This is a genomic window from Streptomyces capitiformicae, from assembly GCF_002214185.1.
Taxonomy (GTDB): domain Bacteria; phylum Actinomycetota; class Actinomycetes; order Streptomycetales; family Streptomycetaceae; genus Streptomyces; species Streptomyces capitiformicae.
In genome coordinates this window covers 10,291,596-10,313,541 of sequence record NZ_CP022161.1, presented here as the reverse complement: position 1 = coordinate 10,313,541, position 21,946 = coordinate 10,291,596, and the positions used below count along the sequence as shown (strand labels likewise).

13 protein-coding genes and 1 pseudogene are annotated in these 21,946 nt (G+C 69.1%); 6 read left to right on the top strand and 8 right to left on the bottom strand.

What is annotated here, in order from left to right:
* The first annotated feature begins 406 nt into the window (after window positions 1-406).
* From CES90_RS46175 to CES90_RS46150, 6 genes and pseudogenes are all read left to right on the top strand, one after another.
* Window positions 407-3,961, top strand: coding sequence for a ThuA domain-containing protein (locus CES90_RS46175; RefSeq protein ID WP_208921670.1), 3,555 nt, complete (start codon window positions 407-409; stop codon window positions 3,959-3,961).
* Between the two features lie 71 nt (window positions 3,962-4,032).
* Window positions 4,033-5,526, top strand: a complete 1,494-nt coding sequence (locus CES90_RS46170; protein WP_208921668.1) for an arabinofuranosidase catalytic domain-containing protein — start codon at window positions 4,033-4,035, stop codon at window positions 5,524-5,526.
* 74 nt (window positions 5,527-5,600) lie between these two features.
* Entirely contained in the window at window positions 5,601-6,890 is a 1,290-nt protein-coding gene (locus tag CES90_RS46165) for a ricin-type beta-trefoil lectin domain protein (RefSeq protein ID WP_232791393.1), read from the top strand.
* A gap of 113 nt (window positions 6,891-7,003) precedes the next feature.
* The gene (locus CES90_RS46160; RefSeq protein WP_232791392.1) at window positions 7,004-8,212 is read left to right on the top strand and encodes an extracellular catalytic domain type 1 short-chain-length polyhydroxyalkanoate depolymerase; all 1,209 of its coding nucleotides are present in this window, start codon (window positions 7,004-7,006) and stop codon (window positions 8,210-8,212) included.
* Window positions 8,213-8,488: 276 nt separating this feature from the next.
* Window positions 8,489-10,687, top strand: a complete 2,199-nt coding sequence (locus CES90_RS46155) for an MMPL family transporter (protein ID WP_208921664.1) — start codon at window positions 8,489-8,491, stop codon at window positions 10,685-10,687.
* Window positions 10,688-11,673: 986 nt separating this feature from the next.
* A pseudogene (locus CES90_RS46150) lies at window positions 11,674-13,253 on the top strand (alpha-L-fucosidase); the annotation flags it as partial.
* An 88-nt stretch (window positions 13,254-13,341) separates the two neighbouring features.
* Here the strand turns inward: CES90_RS46150 and CES90_RS46145 are convergent.
* From CES90_RS46145 to CES90_RS46110, 8 genes are all read right to left on the bottom strand, one after another.
* A complete protein-coding gene (locus CES90_RS46145) occupies window positions 13,342-14,397 on the bottom strand; it encodes an SDR family oxidoreductase (RefSeq protein ID WP_208921957.1) in 1,056 nt (351 codons plus the stop codon).
* 4 nt (window positions 14,398-14,401) lie between these two features.
* Window positions 14,402-15,670: a beta-ketoacyl-[acyl-carrier-protein] synthase family protein gene (locus CES90_RS46140; protein ID WP_208921661.1), complete on the bottom strand. Its 1,269-nt coding sequence runs from the start codon at window positions 15,668-15,670 to the stop codon at window positions 14,402-14,404.
* The gene (locus CES90_RS46135; RefSeq protein WP_181362298.1) at window positions 15,667-15,984 is read right to left on the bottom strand and encodes an acyl carrier protein; all 318 of its coding nucleotides are present in this window, start codon (window positions 15,982-15,984) and stop codon (window positions 15,667-15,669) included. Before CES90_RS46135 ends, CES90_RS46140 begins: the two co-directional genes overlap by 4 nt.
* Before the next feature lie 107 nt (window positions 15,985-16,091).
* Entirely contained in the window at window positions 16,092-17,336 is a 1,245-nt protein-coding gene (locus CES90_RS46130; protein WP_055542018.1) for a class-III pyridoxal-phosphate-dependent aminotransferase, read from the bottom strand.
* 134 nt (window positions 17,337-17,470) lie between these two features.
* A complete protein-coding gene (locus CES90_RS46125; RefSeq protein WP_107468046.1) occupies window positions 17,471-17,923 on the bottom strand; it encodes a type II toxin-antitoxin system RatA family toxin in 453 nt (150 codons plus the stop codon).
* 57 nt (window positions 17,924-17,980) lie between these two features.
* Window positions 17,981-19,183, bottom strand: coding sequence for a GNAT family N-acetyltransferase (locus CES90_RS46120; RefSeq protein ID WP_232791391.1), 1,203 nt, complete (start codon window positions 19,181-19,183; stop codon window positions 17,981-17,983).
* Complete coding sequence (locus CES90_RS46115; protein WP_208921659.1) at window positions 19,173-20,306, bottom strand: acyl-CoA dehydrogenase family protein; 1,134 nt, start codon at window positions 20,304-20,306, stop codon at window positions 19,173-19,175. Before CES90_RS46115 ends, CES90_RS46120 begins: the two co-directional genes overlap by 11 nt.
* The gene (locus CES90_RS46110; RefSeq protein WP_208921657.1) at window positions 20,303-21,586 is read right to left on the bottom strand and encodes a cytochrome P450; all 1,284 of its coding nucleotides are present in this window, start codon (window positions 21,584-21,586) and stop codon (window positions 20,303-20,305) included. The genes CES90_RS46115 and CES90_RS46110 overlap by 4 nt, the downstream gene beginning before the upstream one ends.
* Window positions 21,587-21,946: the final 360 nt, after the last annotated feature.

The following is a 21,946-nucleotide window of genomic DNA, read 5'->3' as shown; positions in this document are numbered from 1 at the left end:
CAGCGATTGAAACGCCAAAATCTGTTATCGAATCGGCCCGTCCACAGTCGCGCGCCGAACCACGACGACTGATGCGCAAAATATGTTATGGAATCAGCCCGACGACAGTCGCGCACCAAACCACGACGATTCATGCGCAAAATGTGTTATGGAATCGGCCGCACCCGATTCATATTGACTGTTGCGATACGCCGCTGCATGCTGGCCGGCAGACCACGGGAGACGGTCGCATCTGGTGTGACTCCCCTTGCTTCCGTAGGGACTTGACTGCCCGTCACGGCGGACGGATGACGAGCTGACGGCACACGCGTGCCTACGACGCGCTCAGGCACTCCGGCGCATCGGAGGTGCGGCCGGCGCGTGCCCGTGGTCATGCCATCGTTGCTCCGCCGAAATAGGAGACGGCATGCGTCGCATCATATTTATCTTCGGGGCGATCGCGAGCGTGCTCCTGTCGCTCGTCATCGCCCAACCGGCGTCAGCGGCGCCGACCTTCCGAGCCCTGGTCTTCACGAAGACGGCCGGCTACCGGCACGATTCGATCCCTGCCGGCCTCGCGATGTTCCGGGAGCAGGCGGCGGCCAACAACTTCGAGTTGGTCCATAGCGAGGACTCGAGCGTTTTCACCCCGGCAAACCTCGCCACCTTCGACGTGCTCATCATGTTCCAGACCTCGGGAATGGTGTGGACCACGGCGGCCCAACGTCAGGCGGTGGAGGGCTACCTCGCCAGTGGCAAGGGCATCGTCGCGATCCACAACGCCACAGACATGGGCATCGAGAACGAGTACCCGTGGTGGGACCAGACCATCAACGGCGGCGCACACATGCCGGAGCACTCCCCCGGCGTGCTGGGCGGCACCGCCATCGTCGCGGACAAGAAGCACCCGTCGACGGCCGGCCTGCCGGACCGTTGGAACCGCAGCGAGGAGTGGTACAACTTCGACCGCAACCCCCGCGGCGACGTCCATGTCCTGGTCACCGCGGACGAGCGCACGTACAACCCGGGCCCCCGTGCCATGGGGCCGGACCACCCCATCTCCTGGTGCCGCAACACCGGCGGCGGCCGCGTGTGGGCCACCGGCATGGGGCACACCAGCGCGGCCTACAGCGAGACCCATTTCCGCAACCACGTCCTCGGGGGCGTCAAGTGGGCGGCCGGCAACGAGCCCGGTGACTGCGGCGGCACCGTGTGGAGCAACTTCGAGAAGCGCACCCTCGACGACAACACCGCGGACCCGATGGCCCTCGCGGTCGCCCCGGACGGGCGGGTGCTCTACGTCCAGCGGGCCGGGCAGCTGAAGATCTTCAAACCGACCACGAACAGGACCGTGACAGCCGGCACGCTCAGCGTCTACACCGGCGGCGAGGACGGCCTCACCGGACTGGCGCTCGACCCCGACTTCGCCAGCAACGGCTACGTGTACCTGTATCACTCCCCGGCCGGAGTCCCGACCGACATCAACCGGGTCTCCCGGTTCACGCTCACCGGCGACACCCTGAACATGTCGAGCCAGGTGACGATCATCGACATCCCCGCGACCCGGGACCGTACGTTCGCCGAGCCCGGGCACACGGGCGGGTACATCGAGTTCGGCCCCGACGGGAACCTCTACATCGGCACCGGGGACGACGTCCCACCGAACCTCGACTCCAACTGGCAGGGCTACGCCCCGCTGGACTGGCGGCCGGGCAAGGCCAACCTCGACGCCGCCCGCACCGCCGGCAACACCAACGACCTGCGGGGCAAGCTCCTGCGCATCCGGCCATCGGCCGGCGGCGGCTACACCATTCCGGCCGGCAACCTCTACCCGCAAGGCACAGCGCAGACCCGGCCGGAAATCTACGCGATGGGCTTCCGCAACCCGTTCCGCTTCTCGATCGACCCGGCCAACGGGTGGGTCTACCTCGCCGACTACGGCCCGGACCGGGGCGCCCCCGCGACGAACCGCGGCCCCGAAGGGCTCGTCGAGCTCAATGTCATCAAGGCCCCGGGCAACTACGGCTGGCCGTTCTGCCACGGCGACAACCAGGCCTACGCGCCCTACAACCCGGACACCCGCGTCGTCGGCCCCAAGTTCAACTGCAACGCGCCGGTCAACAACTCGCCGAACAACACCGGCCTGACCAGCCTCAAGCCGATCGTCGCGCCGAACATGTGGTACGGCTACGGCGTCTCACCGGACTTCCCCGAACTCGGCTCCGGCGCCTCGGCGCCGATGGGCGGACCGGTCTACCGCTACAACGCCGCGAACCCGTCCGGGACGAAGTTCCCGCCCTACTACGACGGGGTCCACTTCTTCTACGAGTGGTCGCGCCACTCCATCAAGGAGGTCCACTTCGACTCCGCCACCGCGGTCACCCGGACCAACCCCTTCATGCCCGCCGGCAAGTTCCTCAAGCCGATGGACATGGAGTTCGGGCCCGACGGCTCGCTGTACCTGCTCGAGTGGGGCACCAACTTCTTCGGCGGCAACAACGACTCGGGTCTTTACCGCATCGACTACAACCAGGGCGGGCGGTCGCCGATCGCCAAAGCCACCGGAACGCCCACCAACGGGAACGCGCCGTTGACCGTGCAGTTCAGCAGCGCGGGGTCCACGGACCCGGATCCCGGTAACACGCTCAGCTACCACTGGACATTCGGCGACGGCACCACGTCCACGGCGGCCAACCCGTCACACACCTACACCGCCAACGGCAACTACACCGCCCAGCTCAAGGTCACCGACAACACCGGCAAGACAGCCTTCGCCAACGTGCCGATCACCGTGGGCAACACCGCACCGATCGTCACCATCACGATTCCGCCCAACGGCGGCATGCTGGACTTCGGCGACCGCGTCTCGTACAAGGTGTCCGTCTCGGACCCCGGCGGCGCGCCCATCGACTGCGCCAAGGTGTTCGTCAACCCCGCCCTCGGCCACGACGACCACCAGCACGAGACCACGGACTACCCGGGGTGCTCGGGCACCATCGACACGACGCTGCTCGGCGGGCACCCTGAGGGCGCCAACCTGTACTACGTCCTCAACGCCCGCTACACCGACGACGGCGGCCCCGGCGGTGCGGACCCGCTCACCGGCTACGCCCAAGCGATCCTCCAGCCCAAGCACAAGCAGGCCGAGTTCTACACGGACCAGTCGGGTGTGCAGGTCGTCGAGCAGGCCGGCGCGGAGAGCGGCAAGCGGGTCGGCAACATCTCCGACAACGACTGGATCGCGTTCAACCCGATGAGCCTGTCGGGCATCACGAGCGTGAGCTACCGCCTGTCGTCGCCGAGCGGCGGCGGATCGATCGAACTGCGTGCCGACTCCCCGACCGGCACACTCCTGGCCACCACACCGGTGCCCAGCACCGGCGGCTGGAACAACTACCAGTCCACGCCGGCGGTGAACACTGCCGATCTCGCCGGCTCGCACCTGCTCTACCTGGTGTTCAAGGGCACCTCGAACAACTGGTTCGACCTCGACTCACTCACCTTCGGCGGCAACGGGGTCGGCGAACCGGGCAGTGGCGGCGGTGGCGGCGTGGCCGGTCGGACCTGGACGGTCGCAGCGCAGCACAGCGGCAAGTTCATGGACGTCAGCGACGCCTCGACCGCTGACGGCGCCCAGATCGTCCAGTGGTCGGCCACCGGCGGCAACAACCAGAAGTGGCAGGCCGTCGACGCCGGTGGCGGCGCCGTCTACCTGAAGGCGGTGCACAGCGACAAGTGCCTCGCCGTCACGGGCGGGTCCACCACCCAGGGCGCGTTCCTGCAGCAGTCCACCTGCAACAACAGCAACCCGCAGAAGTTCCTCGTCACTCAGACCACCACGGTGGGCGTGTACACGGTGAAAAGCCTCCCCAGTGGACTGTGCGTCGACGTCAACGGCGGCTCGACGGCCGACGGCGCACGACTCCTGCAGTGGAGCTGCCACAGCGGCACCAACCAACAGTGGCGGTTCACCGCCGTATAGCCCGTCCGAACGGGATGCCCGACGCGGTTGCGCGCCGGGCATCCCTCCCTACGAACAGGTGAGGAACCGCCATGGTGTTTCGGATACCTCGGCCCCGCCGGTACGGACGGCTGTCTGCGCTGGGCACCGTCCTGGTCCTTGTTGGCGTCGGCACCGCCGCGGTGGCGGCACCGATCGAGCCCGGGCAGAGCGCCACCATCGTGGGCGCGCAGTCCGGCCGCTGCCTGAGCGTCCCCGGCTCCAGCACCACCAACGGCACCCAGACCCAACTCTGGGACTGCACCGACGCAGCCGGCCAGACCTGGACCTACACCGCCGGCAAACAACTGACCGTCCACGGCAACAAGTGCCTCGACGCCAGCGGACGCGGCACCACCAACGGCACCGCCGTCATCATCTGGGACTGCAACGGCCAGAACAACCAACAGTGGAACGTCAACCCCAACGGCACCATCACCGGCGTCCAGTCCGGACTGTGCCTCGACGCCAACGCCGGCGGCACCGCCAACGGCACCAGGACCACCCTCTGGTCCTGCCACGGCGGCACCAACCAGCAGTGGAACTCACCGACCCCGCCGCCGAACCCACCGGTGCCCGGCGGCGCGGGCACGTGCGACATCTACGCCTCAGGCGGCACCCCCTGCATCGCCGCCCACAGCACCGTACGAGCGCTCTACGGCACCTACAACGGCAACCTCTACCAGGTCCGGCGCTCGTCCGACAGCACGACCCGGAACATCGGCGTCCTGAGCGCGGGTGGCACCGCCGACGCGACGACGCAGGACTCGTTCTGCGCGGGGACCACCTGTGTCGTCACCGCCATCTACGACCAGTCCGGCCGCGGGAACGACCTGTGGTACCAGGGATCGAGTGTGGTTCCCGGCTCCAGCCAAAGCCGCCCGGCGATCGCGACGTCGGAGTCGCTGGCGGTCGGCGGCAGCAAGGCCTACTCGCTCTACATCAACCCCGGCAACAGCTACTGGCGGGACGGCCACCTGACCGGCGTGCCGACCGGCAGCGCCCCCGAAGGCATGTACATGGTGACCAGCGGCACCCATGTCAACGGCGGCTGCTGCTTCGACTACGGCAACAGCGAGACGACCCGAGCGGCCGACGCGGCCGGGGCGATGGACGCGATCAATTTCAGCACCCAGTGCTGGTTCGGCGGGTGCGTCGGCACCGGCCCATGGGTCCAGGCCGACCTCGAATGGGGGCTCTACTCCGGTGGCAGTCAGAGCTGGAACACGAACCAGCGGGCCTTCACCAGCAAGTTCGTGACGGCGATGTTGAAGAACAACGGGACGAGCCGTTTCGCGCTCAAGGGTGGCAACGCCCAGACCGGAAGCCTGACCACGCTCTGGGACGGCGCGCTTCCACCCGGCTACAGCCCCATGAAGAAGCAGGGCGCCATCATCCTCGGCAGCGGTGGTGACTGCTGCAAGCCCGGCGGCGGCGCGAACCTCAGCGCCGGCACCTTCTACGAGGGCGCGATGGTGTCCGGATACCCGTCCGACGCAACCGAGAACGCGGTACAAGCCAACATCGTCGCCGCCGGCTACCGCTGAGTCGCTGCATCCATGAACGGAGAAACGTGATGCGACAGGGCAACAATCGTCACCGATGGCGCACGCTGATCGCCGTGGCCATCACGCTCTTACTCGCCGCAGCCGGCATCAGCGGCATCTCGCTGACGTCCGCCGCCGCCGAGGTCCCCTCCCTCGCCGCGAGCGCCGGATGTGGCAAGCCCCCCACGCTGTCGAGTGGTCCGCACTCGATTCAGAGCAGCGGCAGGACGCGGAACTACATCCTGCGGGTGCCCACCAACTACGACAACAACCGCCCGTACCGACTGGTCTTCGGTTTCCACTGGAACGGCGGCACCGCAGGCGACGTCGACTCGGGCGGAACCAGCGGATACTCCTGGTCGTACTACGGCCTGCGGGCGCTCTCGAACAACAGCACGATCTTCGTCGCGCCCCAGGGCCTCGGGAACGGCTGGGCCAACTCCAATGGCGAGGACCTGACCTTCGTGGACGACATGATCAGGCAGATCGACGCGGGCCTGTGTGTCGACACGAACCAGCGCTTCGCCGGGGGTTTCAGCTACGGAGGCGGCATGAGTTTCGCCCTCGCGTGCGCCCGGCCGACCGTGTTCCGCGCGGTCGCCGTCTACGCGGGCGGACAGTTGAGCGGGTGCAACGGCGGCACCCAGCCGGTCGCGTACATCGGACTGCACGGCTTGCGGGACCCGGTGCTCCCGATCTCCACAGGACGCTCGCTGCGGGACAGGTTCGTGCGGAACAACGGCTGCACTCCCCAGAACCCGCCGGAGCCGGCCCGGGGCAGCCTCACGCATGTCGTCACGACCTACTCGGGGTGCCGCGCCGGCTACCCCGTGGCATGGGCCGCGTTCGACGCGGGTCATACGCCCGGCCCTGTCGACGGATCGGCCGGCGACTTCGAACCGGGTGAGAGGTCGTGGACCCGGGCGGTGGTGTGGAACTTCTTCACGCAGTTCGACGACACGACGCCCACCCCGCCGCCGGACCCGGTCACGGTCCGGCTGCGCAACGAGGGTTCGGGCCGGTGCCTGGACGTCAACGGCGGAAACGCGGCCGGCGGCACACCGATGATCATCTGGGACTGCCACAGCAACGCCAACCAGCAGTTCACCCAGAACGGTGCGGCGCTGCAGGTGCTGGGCAAGTGCGTGCACGTCCCGGCCGACGCCGCCGCCGGCACGCGGGTACAGATCCAGGACTGCAACGGTGGCGCCAACCAGCAGTGGGTCTTCAACAGCAACGGCACGATCCGCAACGGTCAGAACGGGTTGTGCCTGGATGTCAACGGCGCAAGCACCGCGGGCGGCTCCGCGGTCATCGTGTGGAGCTGCCACGACGGCGCCAACCAGCGCTGGACGCGAGCATAGGCGCACGAGTGAAGGCGGTACGTGACATCACGTGCCGCCTTCACTCCCTCCGTGGCGAGCCGGGCCGCACCACTCCATCACCGTGGTCTTACCGATGACCGAGGAGCCCAGGGATGAGACGGATCTTCATGGCGGTCGCCACGGTGCTCGCCATCGCTGTGGCGTCGTTCGGACGGCCGGCGGTCGCGTCGCCGGCAGCCGCGGCCACGCTCGTCGAGGTCACCAACTTCGGCGCCAACCCGACGAACCTGCGCATGTACCTGTACGTGCCGGACCGCCTGGCGGCGCGGCCACCCGTCGTGGTCGCCGCGCACTACTGCGGGGGAAGTGGCCCGGCCTTCCACGACGGAAGGCCGTACGCCCGGCTGGCGGACCGGTACGGCTACATCGTGATCTACCCGTCGGTGACGCGCAGCAGCAAGTGCTGGGACGTCGCCTCGCCACAGGCGCTGCGGCGCGGCGGAGGCAGTGACCCGGTCGGGATCATGTCGATGGTCGACTACGTGAAGCAGCGGTACCCCGTGGATCCCGCCAGGATCTTCGCCGTCGGTGAGTCGTCCGGGGCGATGATGACCAACGTCCTGCTCGGCCTCTATCCGGACGTGATCGCCGCGGGTGCCTCGATCGCCGGCGTGCCGTTCGCCTGCTTCGCCACGACCAACGGCTCGGAGTGGAACTCCGACTGCGCCCAGGGGCGGATCACGAAGACCCCGCAGCAGTGGGGTGACCTGGTGCGGGGCGCCTACCCGGGGTACACCGGGCCGCGGCCCCGGATGCAGATCTGGCACGGCACCAACGACGACATCCTGCGCTACCCCAACTTCGCGGAGCAGGTCAAGCAGTGGACGAACGTGCACGGCCTCAGCCAGACGCCCGCGTTCACCGACTCGCCGAAGGCCGGCTACACCCGCACCCGCTACGGCGGTACGGGCGGCGCCGCGCCGGTCGAGGCGATCAGCCTGCAAGGCCGGGGGCACGGTCTGCCGGACGAGGCCGCGGAAACCATCCGCTTCTTCGGCCTTGACGCGACGCCGCCCACAAGCCCACCGCCGCCCACGGTTCAGAGAATCGTGGACGCGCAGTCCGGCCGCTGCCTGACCGTCCCCGGCTCCAGCACCACCAACGGCACCCAGATCCAACTCTGGGACTGCACCGGCGGTCAGACCGGCCAGCCCCGCACCGACCACCACCACATCCGCCCTGCGGGCGTGCTGCGCCGTGGCAATGTCCTTCTTCTGCGTGCTGCTCATGATCACTCCTTGTCCTGCGGTGGTCCCGGCGCTGCGGACGTGCTCCGCGGGGAGAGCGGCGCAGGCCCATGACCTGGCTCTTCCCGGGGGCGGTGTGCTCCGGTGACCATCACCATACAGGCGACATGGTCAGCTGACAATGTCGTTAGTTCCAGTTGAATGATTTAGTCACCCAACTTGAGCAACTGTTAAAGTCGGTGCTCGAAGCACTCGGATGCCGCCCTGGCACCGAAATGCCTCATGCCCGCAGCCGCTCCACGGCGCGGCCGACCCGTTCCGCCGTTCGTCCCGCGTCCGTGTCCGCGACGAGACGTCCGAGAAACCCCTTACCGCTCTTGGGAGTTCGCCATGGCAGTCCTGCTCCATCGGCTGGGCCGCAGTGCCTACCGCCATCGCAAGCTGGTGTTCGGTATCTGGCTCGTGGTCCTGGCCGCGCTCATTACGTGCGCCGGCGTCTTCGGCGGCAAGCTCGACGACCGCTTCACCGTGCCGGGCACCGAGTCCCAGCGCGCGCTGGACACGCTCGGCAAGACGCTGCCCGAAGCCTCCGGAGCGGGCGCCCAGATCGTCTTCACCGCACCCGAGGGCCACCGCATCACCGAGGCCCCGTACACCGCGGCCATCGCCGGAACCGAGGCGGCGGTCGCGAAGGCGCCCCAGGTCGAAGCCGTCATAGGCCCAGGCCTGTCAGGGGCCGTCTCGGCCGACCGGAGCACGGCGATCGTGCAGGTGCAGTACTCGGTGCAGCGGGCCGAGGTACACCCTTCGTCCCTGGACGTGATCGAACGGGCGGCCGAGGCGGCCGAGAAGAGCGGGCTCAGGACGTCGGTGGGCGGCAGTGCCTACGGCAGCAACGGCGTGCACATAGGCCCGTCCGAGATCATCGGTGTCGCCGTCGCCGTGCTCGTCCTCGTCGTCACCTTCGGCTCCCTGCTCGCCGCGGGCATGTCGCTGCTGCCCGCCCTGCTCGGCGTGGCCGTGGGGCTTGCCGGGCTGTTCGCCCTCACTCCGGCGGTCAGCATCTCCTCCACCGCCGTCACGCTCGCGCTGATGCTGGGGCTGGCCGTGGGCATCGACTACATCCTGTTCATCCTGTCCCGCCACCGCCAGCAGCTCGCCCGCGGAACCGACCCGCAGGAGTCCATCGCACTGGCCAACGGCACGGCCGGCAGCGCGGTCGTCTTCGCCGGCAGCACCGTGATCATCGCCCTGGCCGCACTCGGCGTCATCGGCATCCCGTTCCTGACCGTGATGGGCCTCGGGGCCGCCGGAGCCGTCCTCGTCGCGGTCCTGGCCGCGATCACCCTGCTCCCGGCCCTCGCCGGATTCGCCGGCACGCGGTTGACCCCGAAGCCCGGCAGCAAGGAGGCCCGGCGGGCCACCGATCCCGACGGATCAGCCGGCCGGGCGACCCTGGGCGCCCGCTGGGTGCGGACTGTCGTCGCCAAGCCCCTGCTCACCGTCCTGGCCGTCGCCGGCGTCCTCGTCGCACTGGCGCTCCCCGTGGCGGACCTGCGCCTTGCCCTGCCGGACAACGGCTCGGCCCCGGCCGCCTCCTCCGAACGCAAGGCGTACGACACGGTCGACGACAAGTTCGGCCCCGGCTTCAACGGCCCGCTCCTGGTGCTGACCGAGACCGACAAGGGGCCGGGCGCGCACGCGGGTTCTCAGGCAGCGCGGAAGCTGCGGGACCTCAAGGGGGTCAAGGCGGTCCTGCCCCCCGTACCCACACGCGAGCCCGCGCAGACCGTCATCCAGGTCATACCCGAGACCGGTCCCGACAGCGCCCGCACCGACCGGCTCGTCCGCGACATCCGTGCCGCCGCCCCGGACATCCGCGAGACAACCGGAGCGACGGTCGCGGTCACCGGCACCACCGCCGTCAACATCGATGTCTCGACCCGCCTCAGCGACTCCCTGCTGCCGTTCATGGCGATCGTCGTCGGCCTGAGCCTGATCCTGCTGACCGTGGTGTTCCGCTCGCTGGTCGTCCCGCTCAAGGCCGCCGTCGGATTCCTGCTGTCGGTGGCGGCCTCGCTCGGCCTGGTCGTCGCCGTGTTCCAGTGGGGCTGGCTGGCGGACACCCTCGGCCTCGCCCACACCGGTCCCGTCGTCAGCTTCCTGCCGATCATCCTGATCGGCGTGCTCTTCGGACTCGCCATGGACTACGAGGTGTTCCTCGTCTCCGGGATGCGGGAGGAGTGGGTCCACACGGGCGTGGCTCGCGGGTCGGTGATCGACGGCGCGCGGCACAGCGTCCGGGTCGTCACCGCGGCCGCCCTGATCATGTTCACCGTCTTCGCCGGGTTCTTCCCGCTCGACGACGCCCTGATCAAGCCCATCGCCTTCGCGCTCGCCGTCGGCGTCGCCATCGACGCCTTCGCCGTCCGCCTGACCCTCGTCCCGGCTGTCCTCGCCCTCGCCGGACGCCACGCCTGGTGGCTCCCCGCCTGGCTCGACCGCGTCCTGCCCGACCTCGACGTAGAAGGCACACGCCTCCAGAAGGCCCCGCAGGTGCAGCACAAGCAGCCCGAGCGAGTCCCCTGACCCGGCTGCGCGCCCGGCGCATCAGCCGCCGCGCGCCGAGGCCCTGGCCCGGAGGAAGCACCCCCTCCGGGCCAGGGCCTCGGCGCAAGATGTTCTGGGCCGACGTCCGCCTGTGTGCACGGTCGTGTTCTTCCAAGTACGGCCCGCCGTCGTACGACACCTGCGCCGCAGACGACTTGGCTGAACCCTTCTTGGCAGCCGGGCCCTACGGCGTCCCCGCCCCCGTAGCCGGGCAGGACGTCGCCCTGCAGCAGGTCCGCCGCGCTTCGGCGAGTGGTGGGCTTGTTCGCAGGAGCAGCGCCACAAAGTGCTCCGACCACATCAGAGGCTCGACCGGCTCCGGCCTACATCCAGCGAGCCGTCTACCACCATGCACGTCCGACACCGTCCGCCTGGTTCGGGAACGCCGTCTTCTGCCGAGGCTCCGGATCTCGGTGGAACAGCCCGAGGTCGGCATCTGCAGAGCCCAGCTACCCTCTTCACTCGATCCGCCGAGGGCAAGAAACTCCGATGAATCGAGTAGCTCAGCCCGGCGCTCGAACGCGCCTGTAAGCGGCAATCTATGCGTTCGTCTGCCAATTTCCGTCGAGACCCTAGACAGATGACCGACTGGTGTCCGCTAATACGTCCTATGTTAGTCGCTGAACACACGCCGTATTCAAGGCCGGTCATGGCCGCGTGTGCTGTCCTGTGAACTGCCAGGAGAAGACCTTGTCAGAGCCGATCTCCTGCCGAAGGGGCCGCTCGTCGGCATGGTGGTCCTCCACGGCGGGCTTCGCCGTTGCGCCCGGGTCCCTGTATCGAACGGAAGACCTGCTGCCCAGCGCCTAACGCCTGTGCCGGGGCCGAACTCAGGGGGTCAATTCACCTGGCGGGCCAGCCTGCACGTAGTTCCGTGATGACGCCGGTTGCGTCGACTCCCCAGCACGCTGTCACCGCCATCCATGCCATTCGATCCACAGGAGCGGGCCATGTCCTCATCGAGAATGACTCGCCGTACGTTTCTCGGCGCGGCGGGTGCGGCGAGCGCCGCGACCGCTCTGCCGCTCGTCCCCGGTTTCTCCGGCCTTCTGTCGCAGGCGTCCGCCGCGGACACCCGACCAACCTGAGCAGGATGGTCGACATGCGGTTCAGCATGTTCAACCAATTCAGCCTGGGCACCTTCACCAACCAGGAGTGGGCTGCCCCGAACCAGAGCCCCACCCTCTTCGCTCCCCCGAGTGTCAACTGCGGACAGTGGGCCGACGCGGCGGCTGCCGCGAAGATGAGTTACGGCATCCTGACCACCAAGCACCACGACGGCTTCGCCCTGTGGCCGAGCGCCTACGGCACCCAGAACGTCGCGAACAGCTCCTACAAGCACGACGTGGTGAAGGCGTACTGCGACGCCTTCCGGGCGAAAGGGCTGAAGGTCGGGCTCTACTACTCGTTATGGGACCGCACCTTCGGCGTCGAGGCATGGGAGAGCCGGCACAGGGTGACCGGCCTGGAGATCACCGATGCCATCCAGCCCGCCGACATGACCTTCATCCTCGGCCAGATCCGCGAGCTGCTCACCAACTACGGCACCATCGGCATGTTCATGACCGACGGTTACGCATGGCAGATGGGGCAGCAGGCCGTCTCCTACCAGCGGATCCGTTCACTGGTGAAGGAGCTTCAGCCCGACTGCGTCATGATCGACATCGGCGGACTGTCGGAGCCCTTCCTCAGCGACGCGATCTTCTTCGAGGAGCCGCTGGGCGTCACGGCGCCCGCAGGCAACACCTACGCCGGAATGCAGGGACAGACCATCAGCGGCGGCTGGTTCTGGCACCCGACCACGCCGACCGAGAGCCTGATGAGCAAGGACGCGATCCTCTCGCACCTGGCCGACCTGGAACCGAAGTACACCTCGTTCATCCTCAACCGCCCGCCCAACCGCAACGGCCTGCTGGACACCAACATCGTCAACCGACTCGCCGAGGTCGGCGCGGCATGGAGCCCCGACACCTCCCGGCCGCCGCTGCCCACCCAGCCCCTGCGAGCCGAACACCCCGTCACACCGGTCAACGCGAACGCCACCGCCTTCCGCACCGGCGAGGGCCCGCTGAACGCCATCGACGGACTCAGCGACGTCCGCTACGAGACCCGCTGGTCGACCTGGGGACTGCCCTCGCCCCTGCCCCACTCGATCACGATCGACCTGGGCGGGTTGTGGAGCAACGTCTCCACCCTGGAGTACCTGCCCAAGCAGTGGAGTCGCAACGACACCACCGACGGCACGAACTTCACCCAGGTCGCCACCGGCACGTGGGCCGGCAACCGCGCCATCAAGGTGGCCGAATGGCCCGCCCGGAACGTAGGCTTCGTGCGGATCCAGGTCAACGCGGCCACCGGCGGCTACGCCAACATCGGCGGCGTCAGGATCGGCGGCCGGACGGCCGAGCCGGCCCTGGTGTCCACCACGCTGCCCGGCGACGGCACCGTCTACCGGCTCGTCGCCCGGCACAGCGGCAAGGCCGCCGACGTGCAGAGCGGGGGCACCGCCAACGGCGCCAACGTCCTGCAGTGGCCATGGCTCAACGGTCCGGCCAGCCCCCCAGAGGAGACCGACCGGAGCCACTACTCAAGGATTAGGACCCCTTGGCCACGCCCCCCGCGACTCGGCCCGGTCACTCGGCGTTGATCAGCGTCCACGGTGTGGGCCGGCCGAGCGCCTGGCGTGGCTTGCTCTGCGCCCAGTGCCGTACCGATGCCGCCATCACCCCACCCGGGTCGGCCACCCGACAGGTGGGCGGGAACGGCTCGCTCATGCTGGTGTAGCTCTGGAACATCGCCAGCAGCTTCACGGCCTGTTGCTGGACCGGGGAGAGCCACTGCTCGGCCAGCGGCAGGAAGAAGCGGTTCCAGCTCTCGGTGGACACCGTCGGAGGCTTGGCGATCGGTTCGACGCCGTGCTCGGCCCGGAACGCGTTGAGAGTGTCGCATGTGATGTCGACGAGGGTGTCCAGACGCAGGCTGTCCTGGCCTGCGGCGATCACCTCGGTGCGAGGCGCGGACGGTGCCGGACCCAGAGCCGCGGCGGCGATCACCTCGGCGACCTCGTCCACGGGGCTGATCTCGGCATAGCCGGCCGGGTCGCCGACAACGACGGCCGCGAGGCCGGAGACGAACGCGGGGAAGAGGCTGTAAGGGCCGGAGAAGCGGGCGATGCGGCCGTCCTCGCGGCGTCCCATGACCAGTGGTGGACGGACGATGGTCACCGGTCCGCGGTGCTCGGTCGTCACGATGTCCTCGCATACGGCCTTCGACCACTCGTAGCCGTTGCGGTAGCCCTCGAACTCGGCGCCCCGTAGATCCTCCGGGGCACGCACGCCACCGACGTAGGCGGTGGACACATGCACCACATGGGTGTCGGGACCGGCCAGTGCGAGCACCTCGCGCAGCGTGCGGATGTTGGCGTCGGTGGCCTCGTCACGGGTCATGGTCCAACGAGTGGAGGCCGCTGTGTGCACGATGACGTCCCACGGCCGGGCGGTCAGGGCATCGGGCGCCGGCTCGGCGCCGATGTCCCAGCGCACGGGCGAGTTCCCGGTGGGGCGGCGTGCGGTGGGGACGATCTGGGGGCCGCTGCGGTCGGCGGTCCCGGCGGCGAGACGCGAGGCGACTTCGGCGCCGACGACACCGGTGGCACCAGTGAGAGGATGCGCATGGCAGGAGTTCCTCAGAAGTTCACGTGGCGGGCAGCAGGACCAGGCAGACGTTCTGTCCGCCGAAACCGAAGGAGTTGGACAGCACGGGGGCACGGTCCACGCTGCGTGGAGCACCGAAGACCACGTCGATCCGGTCGGCCTCGGAGGGCTCCGTGAGGTTGGCGACCGGCGGCACGATCCTGCGCTCCGCGCAGACCAGGGAGATGGCGGCCTCCAGCGCCCCGGAGCCACCGATGAGATGCCCGGTGACGCCCTTGACGGCGGTCACGGGCGGCGCCTGGCCGTCGAAGCACCGGTGTATGGCGGTGGCCTCCGAACTGTCGTTCGCCGGCGTTGAGGTACCGTGGGCGTTGATCTGGCCGATATCGGCCGGCAGCAGTCCGGCGTCGGCGATGGCGTCGGCCATGCACACGGCCGCGACGGTCCCCTCGGCATGCGGTGCGACGATGTGGTGGGCATCGGCGTTCGTGGCGTACCCCGCGACCTCGCCGAAGATGTGTGCCCCGCGGGCGAGCGCCGATTCGCGTCGCTCCAGTACGAGGACGGCGGCACCCTCGCCCATGACGAAGCCGTCACGCTGGGCGTCGAAGGGGCGACTCGCCTGCTCCGGAGCATCGTTGCGGGTGGACAGCGCCTGCATCCGGGAGAAGCCGGTGAGCATGAAAGCCGTCACCGCCGCATCGAAGCCGCCGCCGACGGCGACGTCCAGCTCCCCGTACTGGATCCGGCGGGCGGCCTCCCCGATGGCTGTGGCGCCGCTGGCACAGGCCGTGTTGTACGTGACGCACGAACCACGGAAGCCGTAGCGCATCGCCACCCGGGCGGCGGCCGAGTTGGCCATGGTCCGGGGCACGGCGTGCACGGGCATGCGCCTGGAGTCCCCGTAGTGCTCACGCACGCTCGACTCCATGGTGGGCAGCCCCCCGATACCCGTGCCGAGATGGACGCCCACCCGTGCCGACGGCAGGCCGGACAGTGCGGCCTGTTCGACGGCGTCAACGGCGGCGCACAGCGCCAGTTCGGTGGGGCGGTCGATCTGGCGGCGCTCCCGGCGGGTGACGTAGGGCTCGGGGTCGAACTCGGGCACACGGCAGGCGAAGTGCACCGGAGAGCTGCCTTCGGCCAGCTCGTCGTGGAGCGCGGCGGTGGAGCGTGCTGCCAGGACAGTGCTCATGACCTCATCCAGGGTGAGGCCTGCCGGGGTCTTCACACCGATCCCGGTGACGACGACGCGCGGGCGTTCGGACGGCCATCGGCCGGCCGTTGAGTGGTGCTGTTGCGGAGTCATTCCCGCCCCGTCTTCCGCTGCGCGAGGAGTTCGACGGCCTGGCCGACGGTGTCGGCCCCCATCAGGTCCTCGGCCGATATCGGCACGTTCAGTACGCGTTCGAGCTGGGCTCCGATCGCCATCAGCTCCAGGCTGTCGATGCCGTACTCGGTTCGCAGGTCGGTGCTGTCCACGATGGCGTCGGGCGTGGTCCCGAGGACCTCCGCGATGGTCTCGCGGACCACGGCGGACAGGTCGGCAGAGGACGTGTCAGAAGAGGACGGTACGCCGACAGAGTCAGCGGTCCTGGTGCCCGCGGGGCCGTTGTGCGTCAACTCGGTTCCTTTGATGCTGGTATGAGTGAGAGGAGGTGATGGTTCATATCCGGAGGGTGAGTTTCCGGAGTCGTGCGGTGGAGCGGCAACGCTCGCGGGACCTGCGGTCAGTCGTGGACCGCCGTGCCGGCCGCCGTCAGCGCGGTGTCGAGGATGTCCATGGCCTCGTCCAACTCCGCATCGGTGGTGACGAGCGGCGGGAGGAGACGCACAGTGGTCGGGCGGCCCAGGCACGGGGAGACCAGCAGCCCGTTGTTGGCCAGCGAGACCACGGTCTCGCCCGCCGCCGCGGGTGTGGTGAAGTCGATGCCCCACAGCAGTCCCCGGCCGTGGTATCCGCTCATCACGCGGGGATGACGCTGCCGGAGGTCACGCAGACCGTCGACGAGCGCGTCCGACAACTTCCTGCCATGTTCGGCGAGTTCCTCGACGGCGTCCAGCGCGGCGGGGAGAGCGGCACAGCTCAGTGGGTGCCCTCCGAAGGTCGCCGAATGAAGGAACGGGTCCATTTCCAGCGGCCGGTACAGCTCCTGGGTGCATGCGACGGCGGACAGCGGCATCACGCCGCCGCCGAGCGGCTTGCCGACGAGCACGGCGTCGACGGGCAGGCCGTCGGCAAGGGCGACCGAGCGCTCCCCGCACCGCCGCAACCCGCACTGGATCTCGTCGGCGATCGCGAAGGCACCGTGGGCGCGGGCGTCCTCGCACCATTGCCGCAGGACGTCCGTCGGCAGCGGAACCGCGCCGTTCTCGCCCTGCACGGGCTCAAAGACGACGGCCGCGACGGGGCCTGCCGACACCTGTTCGCGGACGGCATGCGGGTCGTGGGGGTCTAGATGGACGACATCCACCACACAGCCCCGCAGTCCCGCCCGGAACATCGGACTGTGCGTGAGGGAGAGCGCCCCGAGCGTCTTGCCGTGGTAACCACCGGTCACCGCCAGCACCCGCTCCCGCCCGGTGGCGAGCCGCGCGAGCTTCACCGCCACCTCGACGGCGTCGGCCCCGTTGAGGCCGAAGTAGACCTTGGGCAGTCCGCCCCCGAGGTAGTCGGCGAGCCGCGCCGCCGCCTCGGCCGCCACGGGATTGGCCAGACTGCGGGTCGACGTCGGCATGACGCCGAGCTGTCGGCCGACGGCTTCCACCACACGGGGATGACGGTGGCCGAGCAGGGTGACGGCGTAGGAGCCGAAGTCGAGCACGGAACGGCCGTCGGAGAGGGTGACACGGGCGCCCAGCGCACTGGACTCCACGGCACCCTGCCCCGCGAGCTTGCCGGTCAGGGCGAGTTGCGGAGACTGGTGACGGCGGAGTGTGTCGAACACCCGGCTGGCGGCGTGGGCGCTGGTCATGGAGCTGGTTCCCAACGGGAACTCCTGTAGAAAGGGGCGGCCGGACCGGGCCGCGTTTGACGGGGGACGAACAGCCGGGTACGTGGTCTTTTCGGGACGGCATCGGTGAGGGGACGGAGGCGGCGAGCACCGGCTCAGCCGTCGACAGCGGCGGTGAGCCGCCGCTCCAGCGCCTGGAGCATCTGCCGGGCGTTGTCCCGCAGCGCGGCGGCGGCGACCGGGTTGAGCATCTCCGCGAGGAGGGGGATACCAATCTCGAACTCCACCGTCAGCGACACGAGGCTGCCGCCGCCGTCGGAGGGGCGAACCGCCCAGTGCCCCACGAAGTGGGCGAGGTCGCCGCTGACCTGGTGGAAGTCGAAACGCCGGGACGCGTGGTCGAGCTGCTCCGCTTCCACCCACTCCAGAACGGAGCCCTTCAGACGGACGGACCACGCCGTCGTCCTGCGGTCCTCACCGGAGCCTTCGAGGACCACCACGGACTGGACGCTGTCCATGCAGGCGGGGTAGCTCTCGACATCGACGACAGCCTTCCAGCTGTCCTCGGGCGGGGCAGCGATGGTGATCTCGACCTGGACAAGGGGCATGGCGGTCTCTTTCTCGTAGGGGGTGGCAGGGGGCGGCCGTCGGCAGGCACGTCGCGGTCAGGACTTCGGGGCCAGCGCCTGTTCGCGTGCGGTTTCCAGCGCCCGTGGCAACAGCAGACGCAGCACGGCGCGGGGCAGCCGGCGGGTGTGGGTCATCGCGTAGTTCTGCTCGACCAGTTCGCAGCCGAGTTCCCGTTTCGGCTCGTAGGCGGTCTGCGCGAAGCGGATGTGGCGGCAGCCGCGGGTGATCGCCAGCTCGATCGCCGCGTAGTGGAGGTTGTGGTAGAGCCGCGCCCGGTGGGCCAGCCGGTAGTCCAGACCGATCCGGGCCCCGACCGCGCCGCGGCCACGGAACAGGCAGTGCAGATAGCCGACAAGACGGTCGCCCTCGAAACAGGCGACCAGCCGCTGATCGGCGTCCGGGCTGTTGGCCAGGCGCCGGACGAATGTTTCGTCGAGCACGTCGAGCGTCTGGTCGGCGCGGTCCATCACCTGCCGGTACAGCCCCATCATGTCGGGGACGAGGTCGCCGAACTCCTGAAGCACCTCGATCCGCAGTCCCTCCTGTGCCCGGAACTTGCGTATCTTGTTGCGGGCGTTGCGGCGAGGCTTGGCCGGCAGCGAGACGAGGTACTCCTCGAAGTCGCGGTGGCCTAGCAGGAGTTCGGTGTCGGGCAGACCGGCGACGATGAAGAACCCCTCGCCGTCCAGCGCCGGGCGCAGCGCGTCCAGGTCACGGGGGGCGAAGTCCTTGAAGACGACGGTGCCCAGGCGGTGCCGCCGGGCGAACTGCAGTACTTCCCGCACCAGCAGCTCGGCCGCCTGCGGCGCAAGCGGGTCCTCGCCCGGGATGTGCCCTTGCCCGAGGAAGTTGCCGCAGAAGAGCATCGGCACCCGCAGCAGCCGGGGGAACAGCCGGGCCACTGGGGCGAGCAGGCGCCGCTCGCCGGGACCCACGACCCGCTCCAGCCGCAGACCGTGAACCGCGCTGAGGGGCAGCACCGCGACCGGCCGGTCGTCTCCCCGTACGAGAAGGTAGGCGTACACGTCCGGACCGATGGCCGCCCCTTCCATGGCCGTGAAGACCTCCCGGCCCCACATGGGATCGTGGGCCGGCGCCAGTGCGTCCCACAACTCCCGCGGCAGGTCGTCGACGGTGGTCAGACACTCCGCCGTGTACCGCGGGGCCGTCTGGACCATCTGTCCGCCCGGAGCGGAGCGCCGCGGGTCGCCGTCCCCGTGTGGGCCCTCAACCGACATGCAGCGGCTCTCCGTCCAGGGTCGCGCACAGCGACTGCGCCATCCGGCCCCGGGACGGCGGGTGGAAGCCCAGCCCCGCGGCCGCCGACGCCAGGTACGTCCCCTCGTCCGAGGTGATGAACGACATCCCGCCGAGCGCCTCCAGCGCGGTTCGCGTGGTGCGCGCGATAGCGTCCTGCGCTGCATAGCGCGCCATGAGCGCGTCCACGAGCAGCGATTCGTCCCATGCCTGCGACTCCCGCATGGCGCGGGCCACGGCCTCGACCCCGAGCATCGCCGCGTTGACGTCTGTCACCAGTTCCGCTCGCACCAAGGCGGCGGAACGTCCGTGCCGCAGCACCCGTTCCACCAGGGCGCTCGCCGTACCCAGGTAGCCGGCGGTCATCAGCAGCTCGAACCAGAGGAATCCCGCGATGTGAAGCGAGTCCAGTACGGCGTCGGCTCCGACATCGGTGAGCACGACCAACTGCGGGTCCAGCACGACGTCCTCGAGGACCACTTCCTCGCTTTCGGCACCGGCCAGCACCGTGCTGCGCCAGAACGGGCGTACGGACACGCCCTTGGTTTCGGCCGGGACGATGGCCACCGCCAGTCGTTCGACGCCGCTGTCGTCCGCCATCACCACCGAAGCGGTCAGCAGATCCATGGAGTGGGCCAGGCTGCACGGCTTCTTGCTGCCGTTCAGCACCACGTCGCCACCGCGCCGCTCGGCGCGGATGGCGGGCCGCAGGATCGACTGACCGGTCTGGCCCTCCGCGAATCCCGAGGCCAGCAGCATCCGCTTGCCGACGATCGCCTCCAGCAGCATCCATTCGAAGCCCGCCCCGTGCTTGGCGGTCTCCACGAGGCTCGCCACGGAGAAGTGATGCATCGTGGTGGCCACGGCCAGGGACGGGCAACGTGCCCCCACGGCCCTCTGCAGCCGCACAGCCTGGAGCGGGTCCGCCCCGATGCCGGTGTTCTGCGCCGGCACCAGCAGGGCCGGACCACCGGCCTCCCGGAACGCCGCGATGGCGGGGCCGCCGGGCCGCTCCAACTCCGCCAGCGAGTGGCGGGCGAGCGCTGCGTCCAGACCGGGGAGCAGCGCTTCGAGCACCTCGCGCTCGGTGCCGAGAAAATTCATGACGACGTCACTCCTTCGCTCTCGTGGCGGGTGATGGTGGTGGCCCGGTCCGGGGATGTCACAGAGCCGTGGGCCGTCAGGGGGAGGTTCTCGTAGACCCGGAGGCTGTAGGACTCGCGCCGCACCGGGACGCCCGACACGGCGAGCTCGGGGAAGCGGGCGAAGAGACGGCGCACGGCCACCGTGCCCTCCAGACGTGCCAGGGCGGCGCCCAGGCAGTAGTGGGGACCGGCGCCGAAGCTGAGCACCTTGGTTCCGGAGCGCCGCACGTCGAAGCGGTGCGGGTCGGGGAACTGGGCGGGGTCCCGGTTGGCCGCGGTGAGGACTGTGGTGACGTTGGCACCAACCGGGATGGTCACGCCTGCGATCTCGGTCCGCTCGGTGGCGATCCGCTCGGTCATCAGGACGGGCGAGTCCCAGCGCAGCGCTTCCTCGACCGCCTGAGCCGCGAGCTCGGGGTCGCCCGTCACGAGGTCCCGCTGGTCCGGGTGTGTCAGCAGTGCGTGGGTGACCAGTCCGAGCGTGGCCGTGGCCGTCTCGAAACCGGTGACGAAGACAAGGAGCAGTGTGTCGACCAACTCCCGCCGGGTCAGACGCTCCTGTCCCTCCTGGGCCTCCAGCAGCACCGTCGCGAGATCCTCGCGCGGCTCACGCCGGCGGCGCTGGAGCAGTTCCTCGAAGTACGCACGCAGTTCGGTCACCGCCGCGTCGGCCCGTGCCCAATCCTCCGGGCTGCGCACCGGCTCGAGCAGCCGGCTGGCGTCACTGCCCAGCCTGCGGAACCGGGGGCGGTCCGCCGCCGGGACACCGATCAACTCCCCCGCCACCGCGACGGGCAGGGGGTAACCGACCAGTTCCTGGAAGTTGACCGCACGGCCGTGCGCGGAGGCGTCGGCCAAGGCGTCGAGATAGCCGTCGGTCAGGTCCTCGACGGCGGATTGCAGTGCTGCCACGCGGCGAGGGGTGAACCCGGCATTGACCAGTCGGCGAAGCCGGCTGTGGTCGGGATGGTTGGCGCGGAACATCGAAGCGTAGAAGAAGTCGGCCGCGGGATGGTCGCGCCAGTCCGGGAGATGCTCCTCGCACCAACTCAGATCGGGGGTGCGGAAGGCCGTGTCGGTCAGCACGGCCTGGCAATGCGCGTACGTGGTCAGGAAATAGGTGTCGAGGTCTTTGTCGTAGTAGACCGGGGCGGTCTCGCGGAGTGCTTCAAGCGCCGGGAACGGGTTCTCCCGCCCCTCCGGCGTGAAGATGGAGAGAAGCAGAGTTTGCGGGTCCAAGGGAATCCTCGGTAGATCGACTCTTTGGGAATGACGTGAAGTGCGGCTGAAGGCAGCGCGATTCAGCTGCTACGGATTCAGACAGCCGAAGCAGGTATGGTGAAGGCGTGGTGAGGGGTAGATGCTGGAGGTGAAACCGGCCGGCGTATTCCGCGGAGTTGGACAGCGCACAGTAGATCTGCTCGACCCCGAACACCCTATTTGACTCGTCGATTGACGCTACGAGCGAACTGACGACCGGTCGAGCTCGCAAAGCCGACGTAGTCTTCGAGATCAAACAGCCGCCGTCCGACTGAGTGCAGGTCATGCTGGATCAGCGCCGCAGGACCGTCATAGCCTGCGCCGCCTGCCATGGCTGCA

Coding starts and splice junctions, on each gene's coding strand:
- CES90_RS46175 (WP_208921670.1), top strand. CDS start 407: ATGCGTCGCATCATATTTATCTTCGGGGCGATCGCGAGCGTGCTCCTG.
- CES90_RS46170 (WP_208921668.1), top strand. CDS start 4,033: ATGGTGTTTCGGATACCTCGGCCCCGCCGGTACGGACGGCTGTCTGCG.
- CES90_RS46160 (WP_232791392.1), top strand. CDS start 7,004: ATGAGACGGATCTTCATGGCGGTCGCCACGGTGCTCGCCATCGCTGTG.
- CES90_RS46155 (WP_208921664.1), top strand. CDS start 8,489: ATGGCAGTCCTGCTCCATCGGCTGGGCCGCAGTGCCTACCGCCATCGC.
- CES90_RS46140 (WP_208921661.1), bottom strand. CDS start 15,670: ATGACTCCGCAACAGCACCACTCAACGGCCGGCCGATGGCCGTCCGAA.
- CES90_RS46130 (WP_055542018.1), bottom strand. CDS start 17,336: ATGACCAGCGCCCACGCCGCCAGCCGGGTGTTCGACACACTCCGCCGT.
- CES90_RS46125 (WP_107468046.1), bottom strand. CDS start 17,923: ATGCCCCTTGTCCAGGTCGAGATCACCATCGCTGCCCCGCCCGAGGAC.
- CES90_RS46120 (WP_232791391.1), bottom strand. CDS start 19,183: ATGTCGGTTGAGGGCCCACACGGGGACGGCGACCCGCGGCGCTCCGCT.
- CES90_RS46115 (WP_208921659.1), bottom strand. CDS start 20,306: ATGAATTTTCTCGGCACCGAGCGCGAGGTGCTCGAAGCGCTGCTCCCC.